This is a genomic window from Emticicia sp. TH156 (assembly GCF_002855535.1).
GTDB classification, from domain to species: domain Bacteria; phylum Bacteroidota; class Bacteroidia; order Cytophagales; family Spirosomataceae; genus Emticicia; species Emticicia fluvialis.
Genome location: NZ_PKRS01000001.1, coordinates 647,738 through 665,790 on the forward strand (window position 1 = coordinate 647,738; position 18,053 = coordinate 665,790).

Genomic DNA, 18,053 nt, shown 5'->3' on the forward strand with positions numbered 1-18,053 from the left:
AAGTATGATTCCGCAATATCTTAAAATTAAAGGGCTTTACTCTTACAAAAGCCTGCAGGAGATTGATTTCTACAACCTTACAGATGCCACGCTTTTTGGTATCTTCGGTTCTGTTGGCAGTGGTAAGTCGTCCATACTGGAAGCCATTGTTTTTGCACTTTATGGCGATACAGAACGCCTGAATAAATCGGGCGATGAGCGCTATTATAATATGACCAATCTCAGTTCCAGCGAACTGTTCATTGAGTTTACCTGCCTCGCCGGAAAAGACGACACTAAGTATCGCTTTGTGGTGCAAGGTAAACGAAGCAACAAAAACTTTAAAGAAGTAAAAGTAGAACGGAAGGCCTATCAGTGGCTTAATGAGACATGGATGCCGGTATCGCTGGAGGATGTAACAGAAAACGCCATTGGTTTAAGCTATGAAAATTTCCGTCGGACAGTCATAATTCCACAGGGCAATTTTCAGGAATTTATAGAATTGAAAGGCCGGGACCGCTCAGAAATGATGAAAGTGCTTTTTGGCCTTGAACGTTTTGACCTGGCCGAAAAAAACAAGCGCCTGACCGAACGGAATCTGCAGGAATTACAAAGAATAGAAGGCCAGCTATTAAGTTTAGGCGAAGATACTCCCGAAAGCATTGCTCAGCAAGAGCAGGAGCTACAGTTAAAAAAAGAGCTGAGCAAAAGTCTGGAGGCAGAACTTTTGCTAAAACGCAATGAAGAAAAGCAGCAGGACGAACTGCTCAAGTTGTTTTCCAACCTGAATGCCACTACCCGCAGGCATGAGCTGCTGAAAGAAAAAGAGAAATGGTTTAAAATGCGGGAAGAAAAACTGAAACTTTATGAAAAATGTGTTTTGAATTTCAAATCGTTATTTGACCAGAAAACGATAAAAGAAAAAGAATATAATCGTGAAAAAAACGAGATAAACGCTAATCGGGCCACATTGGCTGACAAGCAATCGCGCTTTCAGTCCATTCTTATAGAACTGGATAAAATTAAGCCTTTTTATGAAAAACGAGAAGAATACATCGAGAAAGCCAAAGAATTAAACACTATCAAAAGTCTGAAGACAATTGAAAAAGATAAAAACACCCTACAAGAAAGAATAACCAAAGGCAAAGAATTAATAAAAAACAAAGAAGTGATCATACAAGGCCTTTTGCAGGATAAACATATACTGGAGCAAAACCTGGAAAAAAGAAAAGCCGAACTGAAAGAACAAAAAACCGAGTTAAAGCTGGATGAGGAACTGCTGCATCTTAGGGTTCAGAAATCGTTACAGAAATTTGCTGACGCGCTGAAAGACAACGAGCCTTGTCCGCTTTGCGGTTCAGTACATCACCCTGAAATTCTTAGCTCTCATGAAGACTTTGATGTAAAAATCAGCCTGGTTGTTAGCCAGAAAGAAAGCCTGAAAACCGAAATAGAACAGGCAGAAGCCAGAATTAAAAATACCCTTGCGCAAATTGAAAAAGAAAATGCTGATAGAACCTCGTATGAAAAGGCGCTATCTAAACTCACCGAACAGCTTGCCGGGTTTGAAGCACAGAAAGAAGTATTTTCAGGTCAGTTAAAATTTCTGAACTGGTCTGATTATGATTCCCTTGGCATTGCAGACATAGAAACCCAACAAATACAAGCAGAAAGCGAGCATAAAAGAATTATTGAAAGCTTTACCCGTCTGGATATAGAACACCGCTCGATAGAAGGGCTGATAAAAACAACTGAGGGGGTTCTGACAACGCTGCTGGCCAATCTTGATAAACAGACAAAGGCTTTGCAAACCATACAGCATAGCATTAACCTGCAATTGAAACAGGATGGTTTTTTGACTGAGGCAGAAGTGCAGGAAATACTGAAACAAAACCTGATGATTGAAAAAGAACGACAGGAGATTCAGGCGTTTCAGACAGATTTACAGGCTACCGAACAAACCCTGGAGCAATTGCTGAAAGATACCGAAGGCCGTAAATATGATGCAGAAGCACACACCCAGATAAAAGAAACCATTAAGATAAGTGAAACCCGGTTTAATGATCTGAAGAAAGAAGAAGGCAGGCTTGAAAAAGAGATTCAGAGCGCTATTGAAAACCTGAAAACCAGGCAACTGCTTACCGCAGAAAAGAAAAGACTTGAAATAAGAAAAGACAACCTTGACACCCTGCAAAAGCTATTCAAAGCCAATGGGTTTGTTGATTTTGTGTCGAGCATTTACCTGAAAAACCTAGCCAATGCAGCTAATGAGCGTTTCCACCGTATGACACGCCACCAATTGCACCTGGAAATAAATGCCGATAATGATTTTGAGGTGAGAGACCTGCTGAACGGCGGCAAAACCCGATTGCTAAAGACCCTCTCCGGAGGGCAGAAATTTCAGGCTGCCTTATCGCTGGCCCTGGCACTTGCAGATAATATTCATAACCGGGTGCAGTCGCGCCATAATTTCTTCTTTCTGGACGAAGGGTTCGGCTCTCTTGACAAAGAATCCTTACAGATTGTTTTTGAAACCCTTAAGTCTTTGCGCAAAGAAAACCGTATTGTAGGTATTATATCGCACGTAGAAGAATTACAACAGGAGATTCAGACATACCTGAAAATTGAAAATACCGAAGACGGCAGCAAGGTTTCAAAAAGCTGGTAAAAACTCCAAATCAAGCGAAATTTATCTTGAATATATTAAAACGAGGGTCTATCCGCAAAGAATAGGCCCTCGTTTTAATTCTGTAGTTTCTTTCTTATCTCTCTCAGTATTTCATTGCCGCCATCTGCCAAAACGCGTTCAGCTACTTTTATACCCAGTGCTTCGGGGTCGTCCACAGTTGATTCTTCTACTACTTTAATGAGTCTATTACCGTCAAGACTTATCAGCCCGGCTGTCATTTTCAAATGCAAGCCTCCTTTTTCGTTAGGTTCTAAAGATGCTTTACCGAAAGACGGAATAGAACAGCCCCCCTGTAATTTTTTCAGATAGGCCCTTTCTGCCAAAAGGCATTTCTGGGTTTGGGCATCGTTAATTAACATTCCAATCATCAGGCGTTTTTCTTCTGCCAGCGTCTTTGATGCCTCAATGGCGACACACCCCTGCCCTACCGGCGGTACAAACTCTGCAAGTGGCAGGTGTTCAGCTATCAGGTCATCATAATGCATCCGGTGTACACCTGCATAAGCCAGCAGCAAGGCATCACATTGCTTTTCTTCCAGTTTGCGCAGGCGTGTTTGTAAATTTCCGCGCATATCTACCACCTGTATATGCGGATAGTAATACTTCAGCATTGCCACCCTGCGGGTTGACGACGTACCTACTACAAATGGCTCACCACTTTGTAAAGACAGATTCTTATTGAAGCTCACCAGCACATCATTTACCAGCTCTCGTTCTGTAAAGGCAATAATCTCAAGGTCTGCTGGCAACTCAGACTGCAAATCTTTGGCAGAATGAACGGCAATGTCTATTTCACCACTCCGTAGCTGGTCTTCCAGTTCTTCCGTAAAAACGCCTTTGCTACCAATTTTAGACAAAGAGCGGTCTAATATTTTATCACCTTTGGTTTCTATAATTACAATCTCGGTCTCTACGCCTTTGGCTTTTAGCTTATCTTCTACATAATACGCCTGCCATAGCGCCAGTTTGCTTCCGCGGGTGCCAATTTTTATTTTCATGTACGTTTACTTTTTATGCTTTTGCCATTAAGCGGGCAATCATTAACGAAATATCTAAAAAAAGTATTTTTGCCCGGGCATTGCGCTCTATATGGTAATGTGCTTCGCTGAATAGCTCGGTTATCTGCTCCAGGTTACTGAGGTTAATAGCGGCAGAGAATCGCTGCACAAAAACCAGCTCTTCATTCTCAAGCCTTACCAGGCTTTCACCACCGTTGGTATATAAAAATATTTCTCTGAACAAGCTCAGGCCATATTCAAGCATTGCTTTTTGCTGCTCTTTGCTTTTGGTATCAAACTCATCGGCCATTGGTACCAGTTTCGACACATTAGTCGCGTAGCACATCCGCATCCAGTTTGCAAACCAGGCATGATCATTATCTTCGGCCTTGTCTATCATCTCAAGCACACTGTGCATATCGCCTTCCGAAAGAAAAGCAATCTGCTTTGCCCTTTCATGGGGCATGTCGCGGTATTTCAACAAGTAGCTGATAATTTCCTGCTCTGTAAATTTTCTGACAGCCACCCTCTGAGTGCGAGATATAATGGTTGTCAGTAATCGCTCCATGCTGTTTACTACCAGCAAAAACAAGGTTTGCTCTGGTGGTTCTTCCAGAATCTTCAACAAAGCATTGGCCGTAGTGTTGTGGAGATATTCAGCCTGCCATATAATTACAATCTTGTAGCCTCCTTCGTACGATTTCAACGAAAGCTTCTGGATAAGCTGTCGGGCTTCCTCAGCAGGTATATTTCCTTGTTTTACCCCAATTTTCTCCAGCCAGTCGGGTAAGTTACCGTAAGGCGTTTCATTAACAAATGAACGCCATTGAGACATGAAGTTTTCTGATAGTACGCTTTTGCCACCGGCAGTGGGGAAAATGTAGTTGACATCCGGATGTGCCAGTTTACTCATTTTTAAACAACTGGCACAACGGCCACAGGCATCGTCAGACTGTTTGTCTTCACAATTAATGTACGTAGCATAGGCCAGCGACAGCGCCAGGTTGGCGGTTCCTTCATTGCCATGAAATAACTGAGCATGCGCCACATGGTTATTGGCAACAGTACCAATAAGCGACTGTTTAATATCTTCAAGACCTGTGATTTCGCGAAAAAGCATGATGCAAAGTTAAGACATTATCATCAAATAGACGATTCTGTCTCATGAATGTATTGCAGGATTTGCAGGTCGGCGGCAGAAAGTTGGGTTTCACGCCTTTTCATGGTCTCGTTTATCACCTGAGTGGCTTTGTCGAAACGATACGGCACATAGCCGGAGTCGGCGCCACCCCACCTGAAAGAAGGAACGTGCTTGTTCTGAAAACCTGCTCCGAAAATGTTAGAACATACCCCTGCTACCGTACCCGTGTTAAACATGGTGCTGATACCCGCTTTGGTGTAGTCGCCCATGAACAAGCCACAGAACAACTCTCCGCTTTTTTCCAGCTGACGGCTTACGTAACTATATAACTTTACGTCGGTGTAATCATTTTTCAGGTTTGAGTTATTCGTATTGGCTCCCAGGTTACACCACTCACCAATTACTGAATTACCCAGAAAACCATCATGCGCCTTATTACTATAGGCAGTTAATATAGAGTTACCTACCTCACCCCCTGCCCTGCAAAACGGCCCCAGCGTGGTATTGGCTCGCATCTTGCTCCCCCAGGCTACTATACTGCCCTCATCGGCAGAAAAAGGACCAATGATAATGGCACCTTCCTGTACTGTAGCATTTTTACCAATGTATACCGGACCATTTTCGGCATTAATTATGGCTGCTTTAATACTGGCGCCTTCTTCAACAAATACGTTTTCTGGCGCATAAATACGGGTAAAGGGGTCTGTAACCGGCTGTGTGTATCGGCCTTGCGTTACAAATAGGTAATCAGCCTTAATCTGGTTTCCGTTATTAAGGTAGATATCGGGCAGGTTTTTTAGAATAGTCAGTTGCGTTGCGGTAAATCCTTTTACCCCATATCGCGAGTAATCTATCGGGAAATTAAGCTTTTCTTTGGTTTTTATAGCAAGCGTTGTGTCTCCTGCAACAAGTGCTTCTCCATCATTCAACTGGCTGATTTCTGATAGTAACCGGGCATCTGGGCAAACGGCCCCATTAATGTAAAGATTGTTATCGGTAGCAATATCTTCAAATTTTGTTTGAAGATAGTTTTCTGTCAGAAAAGAAACCTTTGTATGCAGCACCTTTTCCCACTTTTCAGCAATGGTGAGTATCCCGCATCTGATACCGGCTACCGGTTTGGTAAATGTAAACGGCTTTAGCTGATTTCTTATCTGTATGTCGTCAAAAACAATGTAGTTCATCTGATTCCCTTGAGTTTTTCAAGCGGTAAAGATAACTAAAATTTGCCTCTGCAGAAATTTGGCCTGGGTTATCAAATGCTATACCTTTATAATTACTTAAATGAAACCACCTGATGAAAAAAATAGTTGTTTTTGGCTCTACGGGTATGTTAGGCACGCCTGTTACCAAAGCATTGACAGAAGCAGGCTTTGAAGTAACCGTTCTGGTTAGAAATGAGCAACTGGCCGCCAGACTTTTTCCGGAGGCAAGAATCATTAAAGGAAATATAAAGAATGAAGCTGATGTTGAAAAAGTCATGCTGGGACAGGACGCTGTTTTTATGAGTCTGTCTGTTCTTCAAACCGAAAAGGAATCTGACTGGCATACCGAGCAACAGGGTATAGACACTATGCTTGCAGTAGCTAAGCGCGAAGGCATTAAGCGGATAGGATACCTGTCTTCTCTGGTGCATCTTTATCAGGGCATGGACGGTTTTGACTGGTGGGTATTCCGGGTTAAACAAGAGGCCTTACGGAAGATAAAGACCGCTGGTATCCCTTATACTATCTTTTATCCTTCTACTTTTATGGAGAGTATATTTTACCAGTCGAAGCAAGGGAATATGATTGCATTGGGAGGAACATCAGATTATCCTCTCTATTACATAGCTGCTGATGACTATGCGCGACAAGTAGCCAATTCATTCAAGATACTTGCGGATGAAAACAAAGAGTATGTAGTGCAAGGCCCAGAGGCCTTTACACAAGACGAAGCCGCCAGGCTTTTTGTAAACCATTATACCAAAGAAAAACTACGCATCATTTGGGCCCCTATGTTTATGATGAAACTGATGGGGGTTATCAGCCGGAAGTTTGATTATGGCTACCATATTGTAACCGCGCTGAATAAATACCCTGAAAAATTTGAAGCGGCCAACACCTGGGAAGAGCTGGGCAAGCCAGCCATTACGCTAAAGGCTTTTGCCCGGCAATTAAGTTTAAAACCATAAGCAAAAAAATATCCCCTGCCAATGAGGGGATATCTGATTGTTTTTATAACTGTCGTAGTATTGTACTTATTTTTTAGCAATTCTGTATAATCTTCCCTGGTCGGTAACGGCATACAATGCGCCATCTTTACCCTGGGTTACATCGCGGAAACGTTGGTATTCTTCAGAAAGCAGACGTTCTTCGCCCACTACTTTATCATTTTCAATTACCAACCGTGCAATATGCATACCGCTGAGACAGCCAATAAACAAGTTGTTTTTCCATTCAGGAATCATATTACTGCTGTAGAAGGTCATTCCGCTTGGCGATACTGACGGGTCCCAGTAGTATACCGGTTGTTCCATGCCTTCTTTTTGCTGAATTACATCACCAATGCTTTTACCGCTGTATTCAATACCATAGGTAATGGTTGGCCAGCCATAGTTTTTACCTGCGCGAACGTGATTCACCTCGTCACCACCTCTCGGGCCAAACTCATTAGAGTAAAGCTCGCCCGTAACCGGATGAAATGCCAGACCTTGTACGTTACGGTGGCCATAAGAATATAATTCAGGTTTTGCGCCTTCCTGCCCTTCAAACGGATTACCCTTTACAGGCTTACCGTCAGTAGTTATATGAATAACTTTACCCAGGCTTGAATTGAGTGCCTGTGCCTGCGGACGGGTAACGAGGTCTGAACGCTCGCCGGTACTTACAAAAAGGTTGCCGCTTTTATCGAAAAGAATACGGCCACCATAGTGTAGCGTTCCTTTATGTGCTGGTGTAGCGCGGTAGATTACTGTTGCCCCTTCAATTTTAGACTCGTCGGCCGACAATTTACCTTTCGCTACTGATGTATGTGTACCACCTTCTACGTTCTCAGAGAATGTCCAGTAAACCATGCGGTTTTTAGCAAATGCCGGGTCAATTGTAATACCCAGAAGCCCGCCTTGCCCGTTTGAGTTCACTTCAGGCAGGCCGTTAATGGGCTTGCTCAATTCGCCGCTTATTTTAGCAATGCGCAGATTCCCGCGTTTTTCAGTAATCAACAATCGGCCGTCCGGAAGGCTGGTAACACCCCAGGGAGAGGTCAGCCCTTCGGTAAGTACTTTAAACCCATAAGGTGTTTTTGTTTTTATGCCCGCTGTTCTGGTTTGGCCTTCAAAAGCAGGTTTATAGTTTGAATTAGGAGCCTTGGTTTCAACAGGCGGCAAAGTTCCCTGTGCAAAAGAGGCATAACTAACCAAAATAAACGCTAAAGAAAGTAGTGTCGTTTTTTTCATATACATTTTAAAATTAAAGTATCAATTCAGGTTGAATGTTATAGAAGAGGTTTATGTGCCTGGCAATTTGTTTGCAATATAAGCATCTTATTGCTTATATGCTGCTATATAGGCCCTGGTATCCGATTTTTTAACAATGGTCTGGCTTTAAATAATTCCAATGACCTCAAAAAAAACACCCAAAATTACTAACAGATTTTCATTCTGGTTATGCTATCGGCCTCCATTTAGAGCAAGCAGTTGTTCTCACCTACTAATATTGCTGATAGTCAGACCAAAGCCACAGTGCTGATAAGATTTTGGCCGATTTACGGCCTCAAATCAATCATTATCATTGGCATAATAAATGGCTATAACCGTATTACCACGAAATTTATTCTGTAATACGAAACTTTTTAAGTCAGAATAGCTGTTGTGTCTTTCCCCACTTACATTTTCACTGAAATTTTACACATGAGTCAGTTTATTTACGGAATTGATTTTGGCACTACTAATTCTGCCCTGGTTGTTCTTGATACTACCACCAATAACATTGTTAAGTTATTTACTACGCCTTCATTATTATTTTTTCCGGATACCGGCAGGCCTGAAGATGCGCTGGCATTCTCGATTGGCCACGAAGCGGTAGAACGTTATGTAGAAAGCCGCCGGAAAGGACGCTTCATGAAATCAATCAAGAAGGTTTTACCAAATAAGAGCTTTGTTGATACGCGTATTGGTACCAAACGTTATACGATTGAGGATCTGGTCTCGCTGATTCTGATTCACCTGAAAAAACAGGCGGATGAATTTGTTGGAGAGAATGTAACAACAGCAGTTATCGGGCGACCGGTGGTATTTGACGAAAACCCCGAGAAAGACGCACTGGCTCAGGAACGCCTCTCCAGAGCAGCCAGAATTGCCGGTTTTACTGAGTTTTATTTTCAGATGGAGCCCATTGGTGCAGCTTTTACCTACGAGCGCCAGCTGGCCAAAAAAGAACTGGTTCTGGTAGCCGACTTTGGTGGTGGTACGTCTGATTTTTCATTGATGCATCTGAATCCTGATGCGGTGCATCAGGCCGACAGAAAAGCCGATATGATTGCCAAAGGCGGGGTTTATATTGGTGGCGACAGCTTTGATTCTGACATTATGTGGCACAAAGGCACGCCTCATTTTGGCCGTGGGGTAAAAGAAGAACTGACACCGGGCAAATCTCTGGATTTACCGCTGTCTTACTTTCAGAATATCTGTTCGTGGGAAAAAATGAACTTTCTGGATACCCTGCGCATGAGAACCAACATTGGTAAATCTTATGTGTTTTCGGGCAAAAATCCGTTGGTGAAAAACCTGCTGACTCTGATAGAAGACAACCTGGGTTATGTGCTTTTTAAACAAATAGAAAAAACTAAAATAGACCTTACGCATGAAGAAGAGGCTGTGTTTGAGTTCAGCCAACATGAGATTGATTTCAGGGAAAATATTTCAATGAATGAATTTGAACACCAGATAATTAATAAAAACCTGGAAAAGATTGAAGATTATCTGATGGATTTTCTGAAAAAATACAAAATTGAGTCGAAAGATATTGACGCCATCTTTATGACCGGAGGTACATCAATGGTGCGCCCGTTGAAGAATATTTTTGTGGAGAGGTTCGGAGATGACAAGGTCAAATCGGGCGATAACTTTAACAGTGTGGCCATGGGATTAGCCTATAGTTTTAAGGTATTGCAACAGGAGCTTAAGTAAGACAAAACCCCGCCAGAGTAGACGGGGTTTTGTTTTGAACCTTATTTAGTAAGTTTAATGAAACCGACGGCCATACCACCGGCTGTTAAATCAAATACTTTTTTGCTGGTTCCGGTAGTTGGGTCATGCTCATAAAAACCGTTCATTTTCAGGTCTTCATTGTATGTCTGAAGATATACCTTGCCATTTACAATGCTGTTGTTTGGATAGGCGAATCCGGCAGTTAAAGGAATATCCTGAATAATAGTAGCTGTTTGGGCATTCAAATCAAGTTTTGCCCAACGCTGGTTGGCACCATAAAAAGCCAGGCTTCTGAGCCGATTATATTCTGTTTCGGTTATGGTTTTGTTGGCTAGTTTGGCTATGAGAGCCAAAAGCTCCGGTGGGTCCTGCTGCCCGGATATACAGGCATACGCAATACCATTGGCGTAGTATATGCCCCCTAATAAGAGCTGGAACATAAGATTGGTTTGGCCAACCTTGTCTACCGGATTAAATGCGTAATTGGGGTCAAATTCCGTGGTTCCGGCCGGAATCTTCAATATTTTTGGCCTTGATGCTTTGCTTGAGTTAGGACCCAGCTGTCCGTCGAGGCCATATTGCCCCTGAGTGATAACATAAATATTACCCTGCTCGTCTACTAGGGGATGCTCGAAACCTCTGGCAATAGGGTAAGTAGCATTGGGAAATGTAAGGGTTTTTTCCCATTGATTGCTATTGAGATTTACAACTTCGGCATGTATATCGGTAATGTCATAAAACTGCCCGGTTGTTGTTTTATCGGCCAATAAAAACAGAAACAATCTGTTATCCTGTTTTCTGTAAACAAGGTGAGAATAGTTTTCTCGGTCTACTCCGGTCGACTTCGCTTTAGACATATCAACATCTGTAATTTTCTGCATGGTTGCCGGATTAAAAAGGGTGACCCCTTTTTTGTCCCAGGTAGTATAAACACCCAGTGTTTCAGAAATAATCAATACCTGATTCAGAGAGCCAAGTAAAGGCAGACTGGCAACTTCTACCAGATTACCGGTTTCTTTAGACACCGCAATTTTAGACAGTACGTTTTCGCCTTTCAGGTTGTTACTGAAAATAAAGTTTTTCCATACGGCTCTCGTATACAAAAAATTATAGCTGGTTTTGGTGGTAATATCAATATTACCTGTTGGCATTGACGAATAGTAACCGGCATAATAGTTATTGCCGGCGGTGGTTTGAGATACCGAAGATATTACGAAGCCATCTTCATAATACTTCGATTGTTCTTCTTTAGTTTCAGGTTCTGTGGTTTCGCAGGCAAACAAGGCAGCAGCCAGGAGCCCCAAAAAAAGTAGTCTGGTTTTCATTATCTATTAAAATTTAGTGATTTCGTAAATCAGTTTGGCATTGAAACTGGTACCAGCGCGTGGCACCAGAAAGTTGTCGAACAACGCTGCATTGAGTACATTCAGTACATTAATTGAGGCCGTAAGATTTTGCACCGGAAACTTGTAAGAACAGCCTACGTCTACCCTGTGTTGTACCGGCACAAAGGCATCGGGTGTGGTTTTGTAACTATTGTTTTTACCAATCATGATGTGGTTAAACGGCGCTACATAATTGTAAAAAGCGTAAGCTCTGAAAAACGAGTTTCTGATGCCCAGCCCATTCTTTTGCCAGGCAAGCTCGAGGTTACCGAAGAAATTAGGATTGTTAGGAAATGCCGACCCAACCAGATATTGATTTTTAGGGTCTTTTACCTGTGTAAAATTTTTGCTTAAAAAGGTGATGTTTGCGCTTAAACTCCAGGTATTGTTATATTTCAGTGTAGCTTCGCCTTCTGTGCCGAGGGTTCTTGCCTGATCGGCGTTTTCATAGATTCTGGTAATGTTTGAGCCTAGAAAGATGATGTCGTTCTGCCTGCGATAAAAGCCATTGACAGCACCGGATATGGCAAGCACCTGGTCTGATTTATTCAGATAAGCAATACCGGCATTCAGATTGTTGCTGCTTTCGGGCAATAGATTGGTGTTCCGAAGAATATCAGCCCCGTTACCAACAAACTGATAAAATTGGGGAATGAGAAATCCTTTTTCGTAAGATACCCGTGCAAAAAGGCTTTCTGAAAGGTCATATTTCAGCCCGGCATTCCACCCCCAGAATCCATCCTTCTTTCTAATCATCATAAAGGTATTGTTTTCGGCTCCGTTCAGCACAAAATCATACCGTTTTACTGCCACCGACAACGTAAGATGCGACAACAGAAGCCCTTCGTATTGTACGCCTGAGATATTTTTCATTAGGGTCTGAGGAATACGCAGGTAATCTTTTGCGTGGTCGGACTCCAGATAATCAATACCTTTTAGTCTTTGGCTGGCAAATAAATTAGAGGCCAGTAGTTTATGATTCGGCGCCAGTTGTATCACCACGCTGCTGCGGTTTATCCAGCTACGGCTATAATTATCTGTTAATCTTTCAGCAACATATTCGCCGGGTGTGTTACGCCCTACTATTTTACCGCTCCAGCTATATACATTTGCGGTGGTATCTTTATAGTTTAAAAGCTGGTCGCTCCAGTTGCCGATGGTTTTAAATATTATTTTTTCATCCAGAAAAGACTTGTCATACTTAATGGTAGCTGCCAGGTTTTCAGCATGATAATCTGCTTCACCAAACGGAATATGCGATATTCTGGCACCATTCTGCAACTCTTTATATCCTTTCGAGTAATTCATGGTCAGTCTCAGCTCATCTGCCCAGGGTTTACTATGGACCCCGGCCGTAAGACCTCCGTAAAAAAACCGGAATTTGTCATGAAAACGCCTCACTTTTTCAACGCGGTTGGTTTCATACACCAGGGCTTTCATGGTATAATCGTTATCTGATTGATTATAAGCAGCCGAAAAATTGAGAAAGTAATTCTTCTTATTGGTCAGGCTCAGATTTACGTCAGCCAGATGCGTATTAAATGACCCAACATTGTATGAGGCACGAAAGGTATTATGCGATTTCTGTTCAGTAATAATATTTATACCTCCGCCCAGTGCATCGGTGCCCACATCAACCGGTAAAACGCCTTTGTAAATATCCAGACGCTTCACATTGCCTAAAGGCAAAGTTGAAATATCGAAATTAGGATACAGCAATTCCATCGGAATGCCGTCAATATATACTCTGATTGCATCACCTCTGATACCATTAATAGATATATCCGAACGGTCGCCCATTGAACTTGAACGCCGGATTCGCACACCAGAAACCCGGTCGATGACGTCAGTCAGCAATACATTCTGTGTAATTACATTCTTAATTTCAATACTTTTAATGGCTATAGGCTTGGTTTCCTGCAATCGGCTTTGTTTTTCCTGCTTTACTGTTACTTCCTGCAGCTGGGTATCGGAGTTTTTCAGTATTATCGCTTCAAAAACAGAGGCATTTTTGCTGACTCTTACTTTTTTCTCAAAGCCTTCGAAACCAATTGAGCTGGCCATGAGCACATACTCACCTGCAGAAACCCCCTTGATTTCAAATTTTCCGCTGCTATCGGTCAGAGTGGCTATGTTTGTATTTTTTAAAGAAACACTTGCAAAAGGCACGGCTTCGCCTGTAGTGGTTTTTATCTGGCCTTTAATAACGTTGCTTTGGGCAAGCAACAGATAAGGAGTAAATAATAGCAATAATAATTGTGCTTTCATTCGAGATTTAGTTTGAAAGCACAAAGTTATTATATTATTTGGAATTAGTCTAAATAAATATAATATTTGCAAAAATAAAATTCACCAAGTTTATGATTGGCATCTTACTGATAACAGCCGGAACCTTTTTGCATTATTCAAAGTCGAAGTATTTTCCAAAAAGTGTTAAACCAGTTAAAAGCAATGTCTGGTTAAACCTGCTTGTCATAATTGCCGGATTGGGGCTTTTAATTGGCAGGTGGGGCTGGGCAAGTGGGTTATTATATGGCCTATGTGCTTACATGCTTGCTACTGTGGTTTTACAAATAGCCCTGATTACCATTGATGAACTCTCAAATAAATCCTGAATTAACTAATATAATCCATGCCAGCTAAAAAAGAGTATTTATCAAGCCCCGGCCAAAGAGCGCTAAAAATAGCTACGGCTATTCTGGGCGGTTATTTTCTTTCCATTACGTTTCATTTATGCCTTGGGGCGCTGATGCCTGCTGAGGGACGGAACGTAGTAATGCTTACATCCACATTTACCCTCTTTTTTATTTGGGGAGTGTTGATGATTCTGCCGTTTCTGGCTAAAAACGCCTGGAAGGTACTTGGGCTTTACTTCCTGCTTATTCTTTTATTTTCTGTTACCGTATTCTTTATCCGTTAATACACATGAAATTAAGTGGCTTACCTAACAGGGCTTTTAATATTCTTTTTCATACCCACACCGTTTCAGGCATTACAATCAGCTTTGTGCTATATGTCATTTTTTTTGCAGGTGCCTTTACGCTCTTCAGAGAAGAATTTTATCAGTGGGAAAACCCCGAAGCGCGGCATCCGATTACCAAACCTGTAGACTACGATGCCCTACTGGCAAATATTAAAACAAAGCAGCCGGGTTTTGATGTTAATGATGATGTTTTCATTTATCTTCCTACCAGCCATAAGCCGGTGGTGGGTTTTTTTGGCCACCAGGTACCTAAAAACAAAATGGAAGAAGACCACTTTCATGCACAGTATTATCCTGAGAATAACCAATTACATATCGGAGAAGAACCCTCTACCATTGGAGAAACACTATACCGCTTACATTTTCTGGATCAGATTCCTTTTTATATCGGCCGATACATAGCTGGTTTTGTGGCGCTCTTTTTTCTTTTTGCTGTTTTTACCGGAGTTCTGATTCACTGGCGGAACATTGTAACGAAGTTCTACGGGTTTTCATTCAAGGGAACATTAAAACAAATCTGGACCAGCTCGCACACTACTCTTGGTATGTTGGGTTTGCCTTTTCAGTTAATGTATGCCATTACAGGCGCTTATTATATGTTGTCTATCCTGATACTTTTGCCGGTGGTGATGGTTTTCTTTAACGGAGACCAGAAGAAAGTATTTGCCTTGATACGCCCAGCAGATGCCATAGTACTGAACGAGAAGTCGCCACTGGCCCGAAACCATGTCAGCATTAACCGCTCACTGGATGAAATAAGGGCAAAATACCCCGATTTTATGCTTAAAAGAGTAAACCTGAAGCACTATGGCAGGGAAGATGCACTGATGACTGTGTACGGAAAAGACCCGAATTACTTTTCAGGCGATGGTATGCTTGCCATACAATTAAAAGACGGCAAAAAAGTGGTAGACATGATGCCCGGCAACAAAACCTATGTGCAGTCGGTGTTATTTGGTATAGCGCGGGTACACTTTGCCACTTTTGGAGGGGTGTTACTTAAATTCATCTATTTTTTTCTGGCACTAATAACCTGCTTTGTAATTATCAGCGGAGTTTTGTTATGGAAAGAAGCCCGCAATAAAAAAAACTATACCGCCAGGCAAAAGCGCTTTCATCACCAGGTTACTATGGTGTATCTGGCTATCTGTTTCGGGCTGTTTCCTGCTATTGCCCTATTGTTTATAGCAGAAAGGGTTATTCCGGCAGGCCTCATTAATCATGTTCAACTAGTCAATACCACTTTCTTCCTTTCCTGGCTGGTTTTAACCCTGGCCGGACTATTCTGGAAAACCGAAGCAAGGCTTACCCGCGGTTATCTGGTTTCTGGCGGAGTGCTGTCATTGTTCGTGCCGGTAGCCAACGGCTTCTGTACGGATGACTGGCTCTGGAAGACCCTGAGCAACGGGCATTACAATTTAGCCGCGGTAGATTTCTTCTGGCTGGCAACAGGTATAATATGCCTCACGCTGGTTGCCCGATTCTGGAAAAAGCCCGATGCGAAACCCCAAACCCCGGTTACCCAAAACTATAAAGCCATGCTAAAAAGCTAAAGCCTACGTATAAATACCGGGGTGGCTAAACTTTAAATAAAAATTGTACTTTATGAAGTATTACCTGTGATTATCAGGTAATTTGAACTAATCAGTATAATTTTTCCATTATTTTTACAGAAAAGATTCACTAACAGCAAAAGTGTTAAGTTATTGAATCATAAGCTTTTATTGTAAAGATTTATGGAAACCTTAGGATATATAGCAGGCATATTAACCACGGTTGCGTTTGTGCCTCAAGTACTTCAAATCTACAAAACCAAATCGGCCAAAGATGTATCGCTGGCCATGTTTCTTATTTTTACTACTGGTGTTGTTATGTGGCTGGTTTATGGTATAAAAGTTAATGCTTTTCCGGTTATTGCTGCCAATGGTGTAACACTCATTTTGTCTTTGGTAATTCTCTTCTTCAAGTTTAAGTATAAAAACCATTCGCTTTAGTAAGTTGAAAGGGTTTAAGGCGTTGCACTTTTAATTATCAGAATTTTCTTACAATTTTGAACAGGCATATTCATGTCTGGTTTTTTTGTTTTTATGCCTGCCTAAACCTGTTTTGCAAATACTTTGAATAAAAATCAAAAAATAATTGTAAGTTTGACACTTAATAATTTACTTGCATCAAATTTTAAAATTATTCATAGCTCAACCGACCAGCAATCATGGCAAATTTAAAAGTTACCATAGGCGAAAAAGAGTATTTTCCTTTTATTAAGGAGCCTATTTCCTATGAAGGTAAAGAATCAAATAATTATTTGGCGTTTAAATATTACGATGCCAATCGTGTAGTAGCAGGCAAAACCATGGCAGAACACCTGCGCTTTGCAACTGCCTACTGGCATACTTTCTGTGGCACAGGCGGCGACCCGTTTGGCCCCGGCACAAAAGATTTTCCTTGGGACCAGGCCGGCGACCCCATGCAGGCAGCCAAAGACAAGCTGGATGCAGCGTTTGAGTTCATGACCAAACTGGGCACCCCTTACTATTGTTTCCACGATATTGATATCGCCCCTGAAGGCAATTCACAAAGCGAATTCGAACAAAACCTAAAAACCATTGTTGCGCTTGCCAAGAAAAAACAAGATGAAAGCGGCGTAAAATTGTTGTGGGGTACAGCCAACCTGTTTTCGCACAAACGTTACATGAATGGTGCGTCTACCAATCCTGATTTTGCGGTTGTGGCACATGGAGGCTTACAGGTAAAGAACGCCATTGACGCAACCATTGCTTTAGGTGGCGAAGGTTACGTATTCTGGGGAGGTCGCGAAGGTTATATGTCGCTGCTGAACACCAATACCAAACGTGAAATTGACCACCTGGCGCAATTCCTGACTATCGCCCGTGATTATGCACGCAGCCAGGGATTCACCGGTAAATTCTATATCGAGCCAAAACCTTGTGAGCCATCTAAACATCAATATGATTACGATGCACAAACGGTTATTGGCTTCTTGCGTAATTATGGTTTAGATAAAGACTTCCAGATTAATGCTGAGGTAAACCACGCCACATTGGCAGGCCATACATTTGCCCATGAATTGCAAATGGCAGCTGACGCCGGTATGCTGGGCAGTATTGATGCCAACCGCGGCGACTACCAGAACGGTTGGGATACAGACCAGTTCCCTATCGATTTGTTTGAACTGACCGAGGCTATGCTGGTTATTTTGGAAGCAGGTGGTTTCCAGACAGGTGGTATTAACTTTGACGCCAAAACCCGCAGAAACTCAACCGACCTTGAAGATATCTTTATTGCACACATTGCAGGTATGGACGCATTTGCCAGAGCCTTGTTGATTGCCAACGATATACTTGAGAAATCGGAATACAAAAAACTACGTGCCAACCGCTATGCTTCGTTCGACAGTGGCGACGGTGCCGCATTTGAGGCAGGTAAACTAACGCTAACCGACTTAAGAGACATTGCCTTGAGAGATGGAGAACCGAAAGTTATCAGCGGCAAACAGGAATTGTTTGAGATGATTATCAATCAGTATATCTAATTACTGATACATTATACCAAAGCCCTGTAAAATAGAAATTACAGGGCTTTTTATATGAATTTTCAATTAATTTTATTGCTGCTGATTGCCAATTAAAATATTTTCCGTAATTTTGCTTGGCAAATAAGAAAACGTAA

The 18,053-nt window shown here is 42.0% G+C and carries 14 protein-coding genes; 8 read left to right on the top strand and 6 right to left on the bottom strand.

The features are described 5' to 3' along the window. Positions 1-4 precede the first annotated feature (4 nt). Positions 5-2,647 (top strand): AAA family ATPase, encoded by a 2,643-nt coding sequence (locus tag C0V77_RS02800; protein ID WP_101724774.1) that lies wholly within the window; start codon positions 5-7, stop codon positions 2,645-2,647. 74 nt (positions 2,648-2,721) lie between these two features. On the opposite strand, the gene hemC is transcribed toward C0V77_RS02800, so the two are convergent. Genes hemC through C0V77_RS02815 form a run of 3 tightly spaced genes read right to left on the bottom strand, consistent with a single transcriptional unit; the run spans position 2,722 to position 5,991 of the window. Continuing rightward, complete coding sequence (hemC, locus tag C0V77_RS02805) at positions 2,722-3,666, bottom strand: hydroxymethylbilane synthase (protein ID WP_101724775.1); 945 nt, start codon at positions 3,664-3,666, stop codon at positions 2,722-2,724. A gap of 13 nt (positions 3,667-3,679) precedes the next feature. Beyond that, a complete protein-coding gene (locus C0V77_RS02810) occupies positions 3,680-4,786 on the bottom strand; it encodes a DNA polymerase III subunit delta (RefSeq protein WP_101724776.1) in 1,107 nt (368 codons plus the stop codon). Between the two features lie 23 nt (positions 4,787-4,809). After that, positions 4,810-5,991 (bottom strand): putative sugar nucleotidyl transferase, encoded by a 1,182-nt coding sequence (locus tag C0V77_RS02815; RefSeq protein ID WP_101724777.1) that lies wholly within the window; start codon positions 5,989-5,991, stop codon positions 4,810-4,812. A 113-nt stretch (positions 5,992-6,104) separates the two neighbouring features. Between C0V77_RS02815 and C0V77_RS02820 the strand changes: the two genes are divergently transcribed. Further along, the gene (locus tag C0V77_RS02820; protein WP_101724778.1) at positions 6,105-6,980 is read left to right on the top strand and encodes an SDR family oxidoreductase; all 876 of its coding nucleotides are present in this window, start codon (positions 6,105-6,107) and stop codon (positions 6,978-6,980) included. Between the two features lie 66 nt (positions 6,981-7,046). Here C0V77_RS02820 and C0V77_RS02825 read toward each other — a convergent pair whose 3' ends face one another. After that, positions 7,047-8,243 carry a PQQ-dependent sugar dehydrogenase gene (locus tag C0V77_RS02825; RefSeq protein ID WP_101725039.1) on the bottom strand — a complete coding sequence of 399 codons (1,197 nt, stop codon included), beginning with the start codon at positions 8,241-8,243 and terminating at the stop codon, positions 7,047-7,049. A 453-nt stretch (positions 8,244-8,696) separates the two neighbouring features. Between C0V77_RS02825 and C0V77_RS02830 the strand changes: the two genes are divergently transcribed. Continuing rightward, positions 8,697-9,974 carry an Hsp70 family protein gene (locus C0V77_RS02830; protein WP_101724779.1) on the top strand — a complete coding sequence of 426 codons (1,278 nt, stop codon included), beginning with the start codon at positions 8,697-8,699 and terminating at the stop codon, positions 9,972-9,974. Between the two features lie 41 nt (positions 9,975-10,015). On the opposite strand, the gene C0V77_RS02835 is transcribed toward C0V77_RS02830, so the two are convergent. Together C0V77_RS02835 and C0V77_RS02840 are read right to left on the bottom strand one after the other, a co-directional pair. Beyond that, on the bottom strand, positions 10,016-11,320 hold the full coding sequence (locus tag C0V77_RS02835; protein ID WP_101724780.1) for a hypothetical protein: 1,305 nt from the start codon (positions 11,318-11,320) through the stop codon (positions 10,016-10,018). A 6-nt stretch (positions 11,321-11,326) separates the two neighbouring features. Then, the gene (locus C0V77_RS02840) at positions 11,327-13,648 is read right to left on the bottom strand and encodes a TonB-dependent receptor (RefSeq protein ID WP_101724781.1); all 2,322 of its coding nucleotides are present in this window, start codon (positions 13,646-13,648) and stop codon (positions 11,327-11,329) included. A gap of 92 nt (positions 13,649-13,740) precedes the next feature. On the opposite strand from C0V77_RS02840, the gene C0V77_RS02845 reads away from it, so the two are divergent. The 5 genes from C0V77_RS02845 to xylA all read left to right on the top strand — a co-directional run bounded on the left by C0V77_RS02845 (position 13,741) and on the right by xylA (position 17,916). Continuing rightward, positions 13,741-13,995 carry a hypothetical protein gene (locus C0V77_RS02845; protein ID WP_101724782.1) on the top strand — a complete coding sequence of 85 codons (255 nt, stop codon included), beginning with the start codon at positions 13,741-13,743 and terminating at the stop codon, positions 13,993-13,995. A 17-nt stretch (positions 13,996-14,012) separates the two neighbouring features. Further along, positions 14,013-14,300, top strand: coding sequence for a hypothetical protein (locus C0V77_RS02850; RefSeq protein WP_101724783.1), 288 nt, complete (start codon positions 14,013-14,015; stop codon positions 14,298-14,300). 5 nt (positions 14,301-14,305) lie between these two features. Then, the gene (locus tag C0V77_RS02855) at positions 14,306-15,916 is read left to right on the top strand and encodes a PepSY domain-containing protein (protein WP_101724784.1); all 1,611 of its coding nucleotides are present in this window, start codon (positions 14,306-14,308) and stop codon (positions 15,914-15,916) included. 183 nt (positions 15,917-16,099) lie between these two features. Next, a complete protein-coding gene (locus C0V77_RS02860; RefSeq protein WP_101724785.1) occupies positions 16,100-16,357 on the top strand; it encodes a SemiSWEET transporter in 258 nt (85 codons plus the stop codon). Positions 16,358-16,575: 218 nt separating this feature from the next. Continuing rightward, complete coding sequence (xylA, locus tag C0V77_RS02865; RefSeq protein ID WP_101724786.1) at positions 16,576-17,916, top strand: xylose isomerase; 1,341 nt, start codon at positions 16,576-16,578, stop codon at positions 17,914-17,916. Positions 17,917-18,053 lie beyond the last annotated feature (137 nt).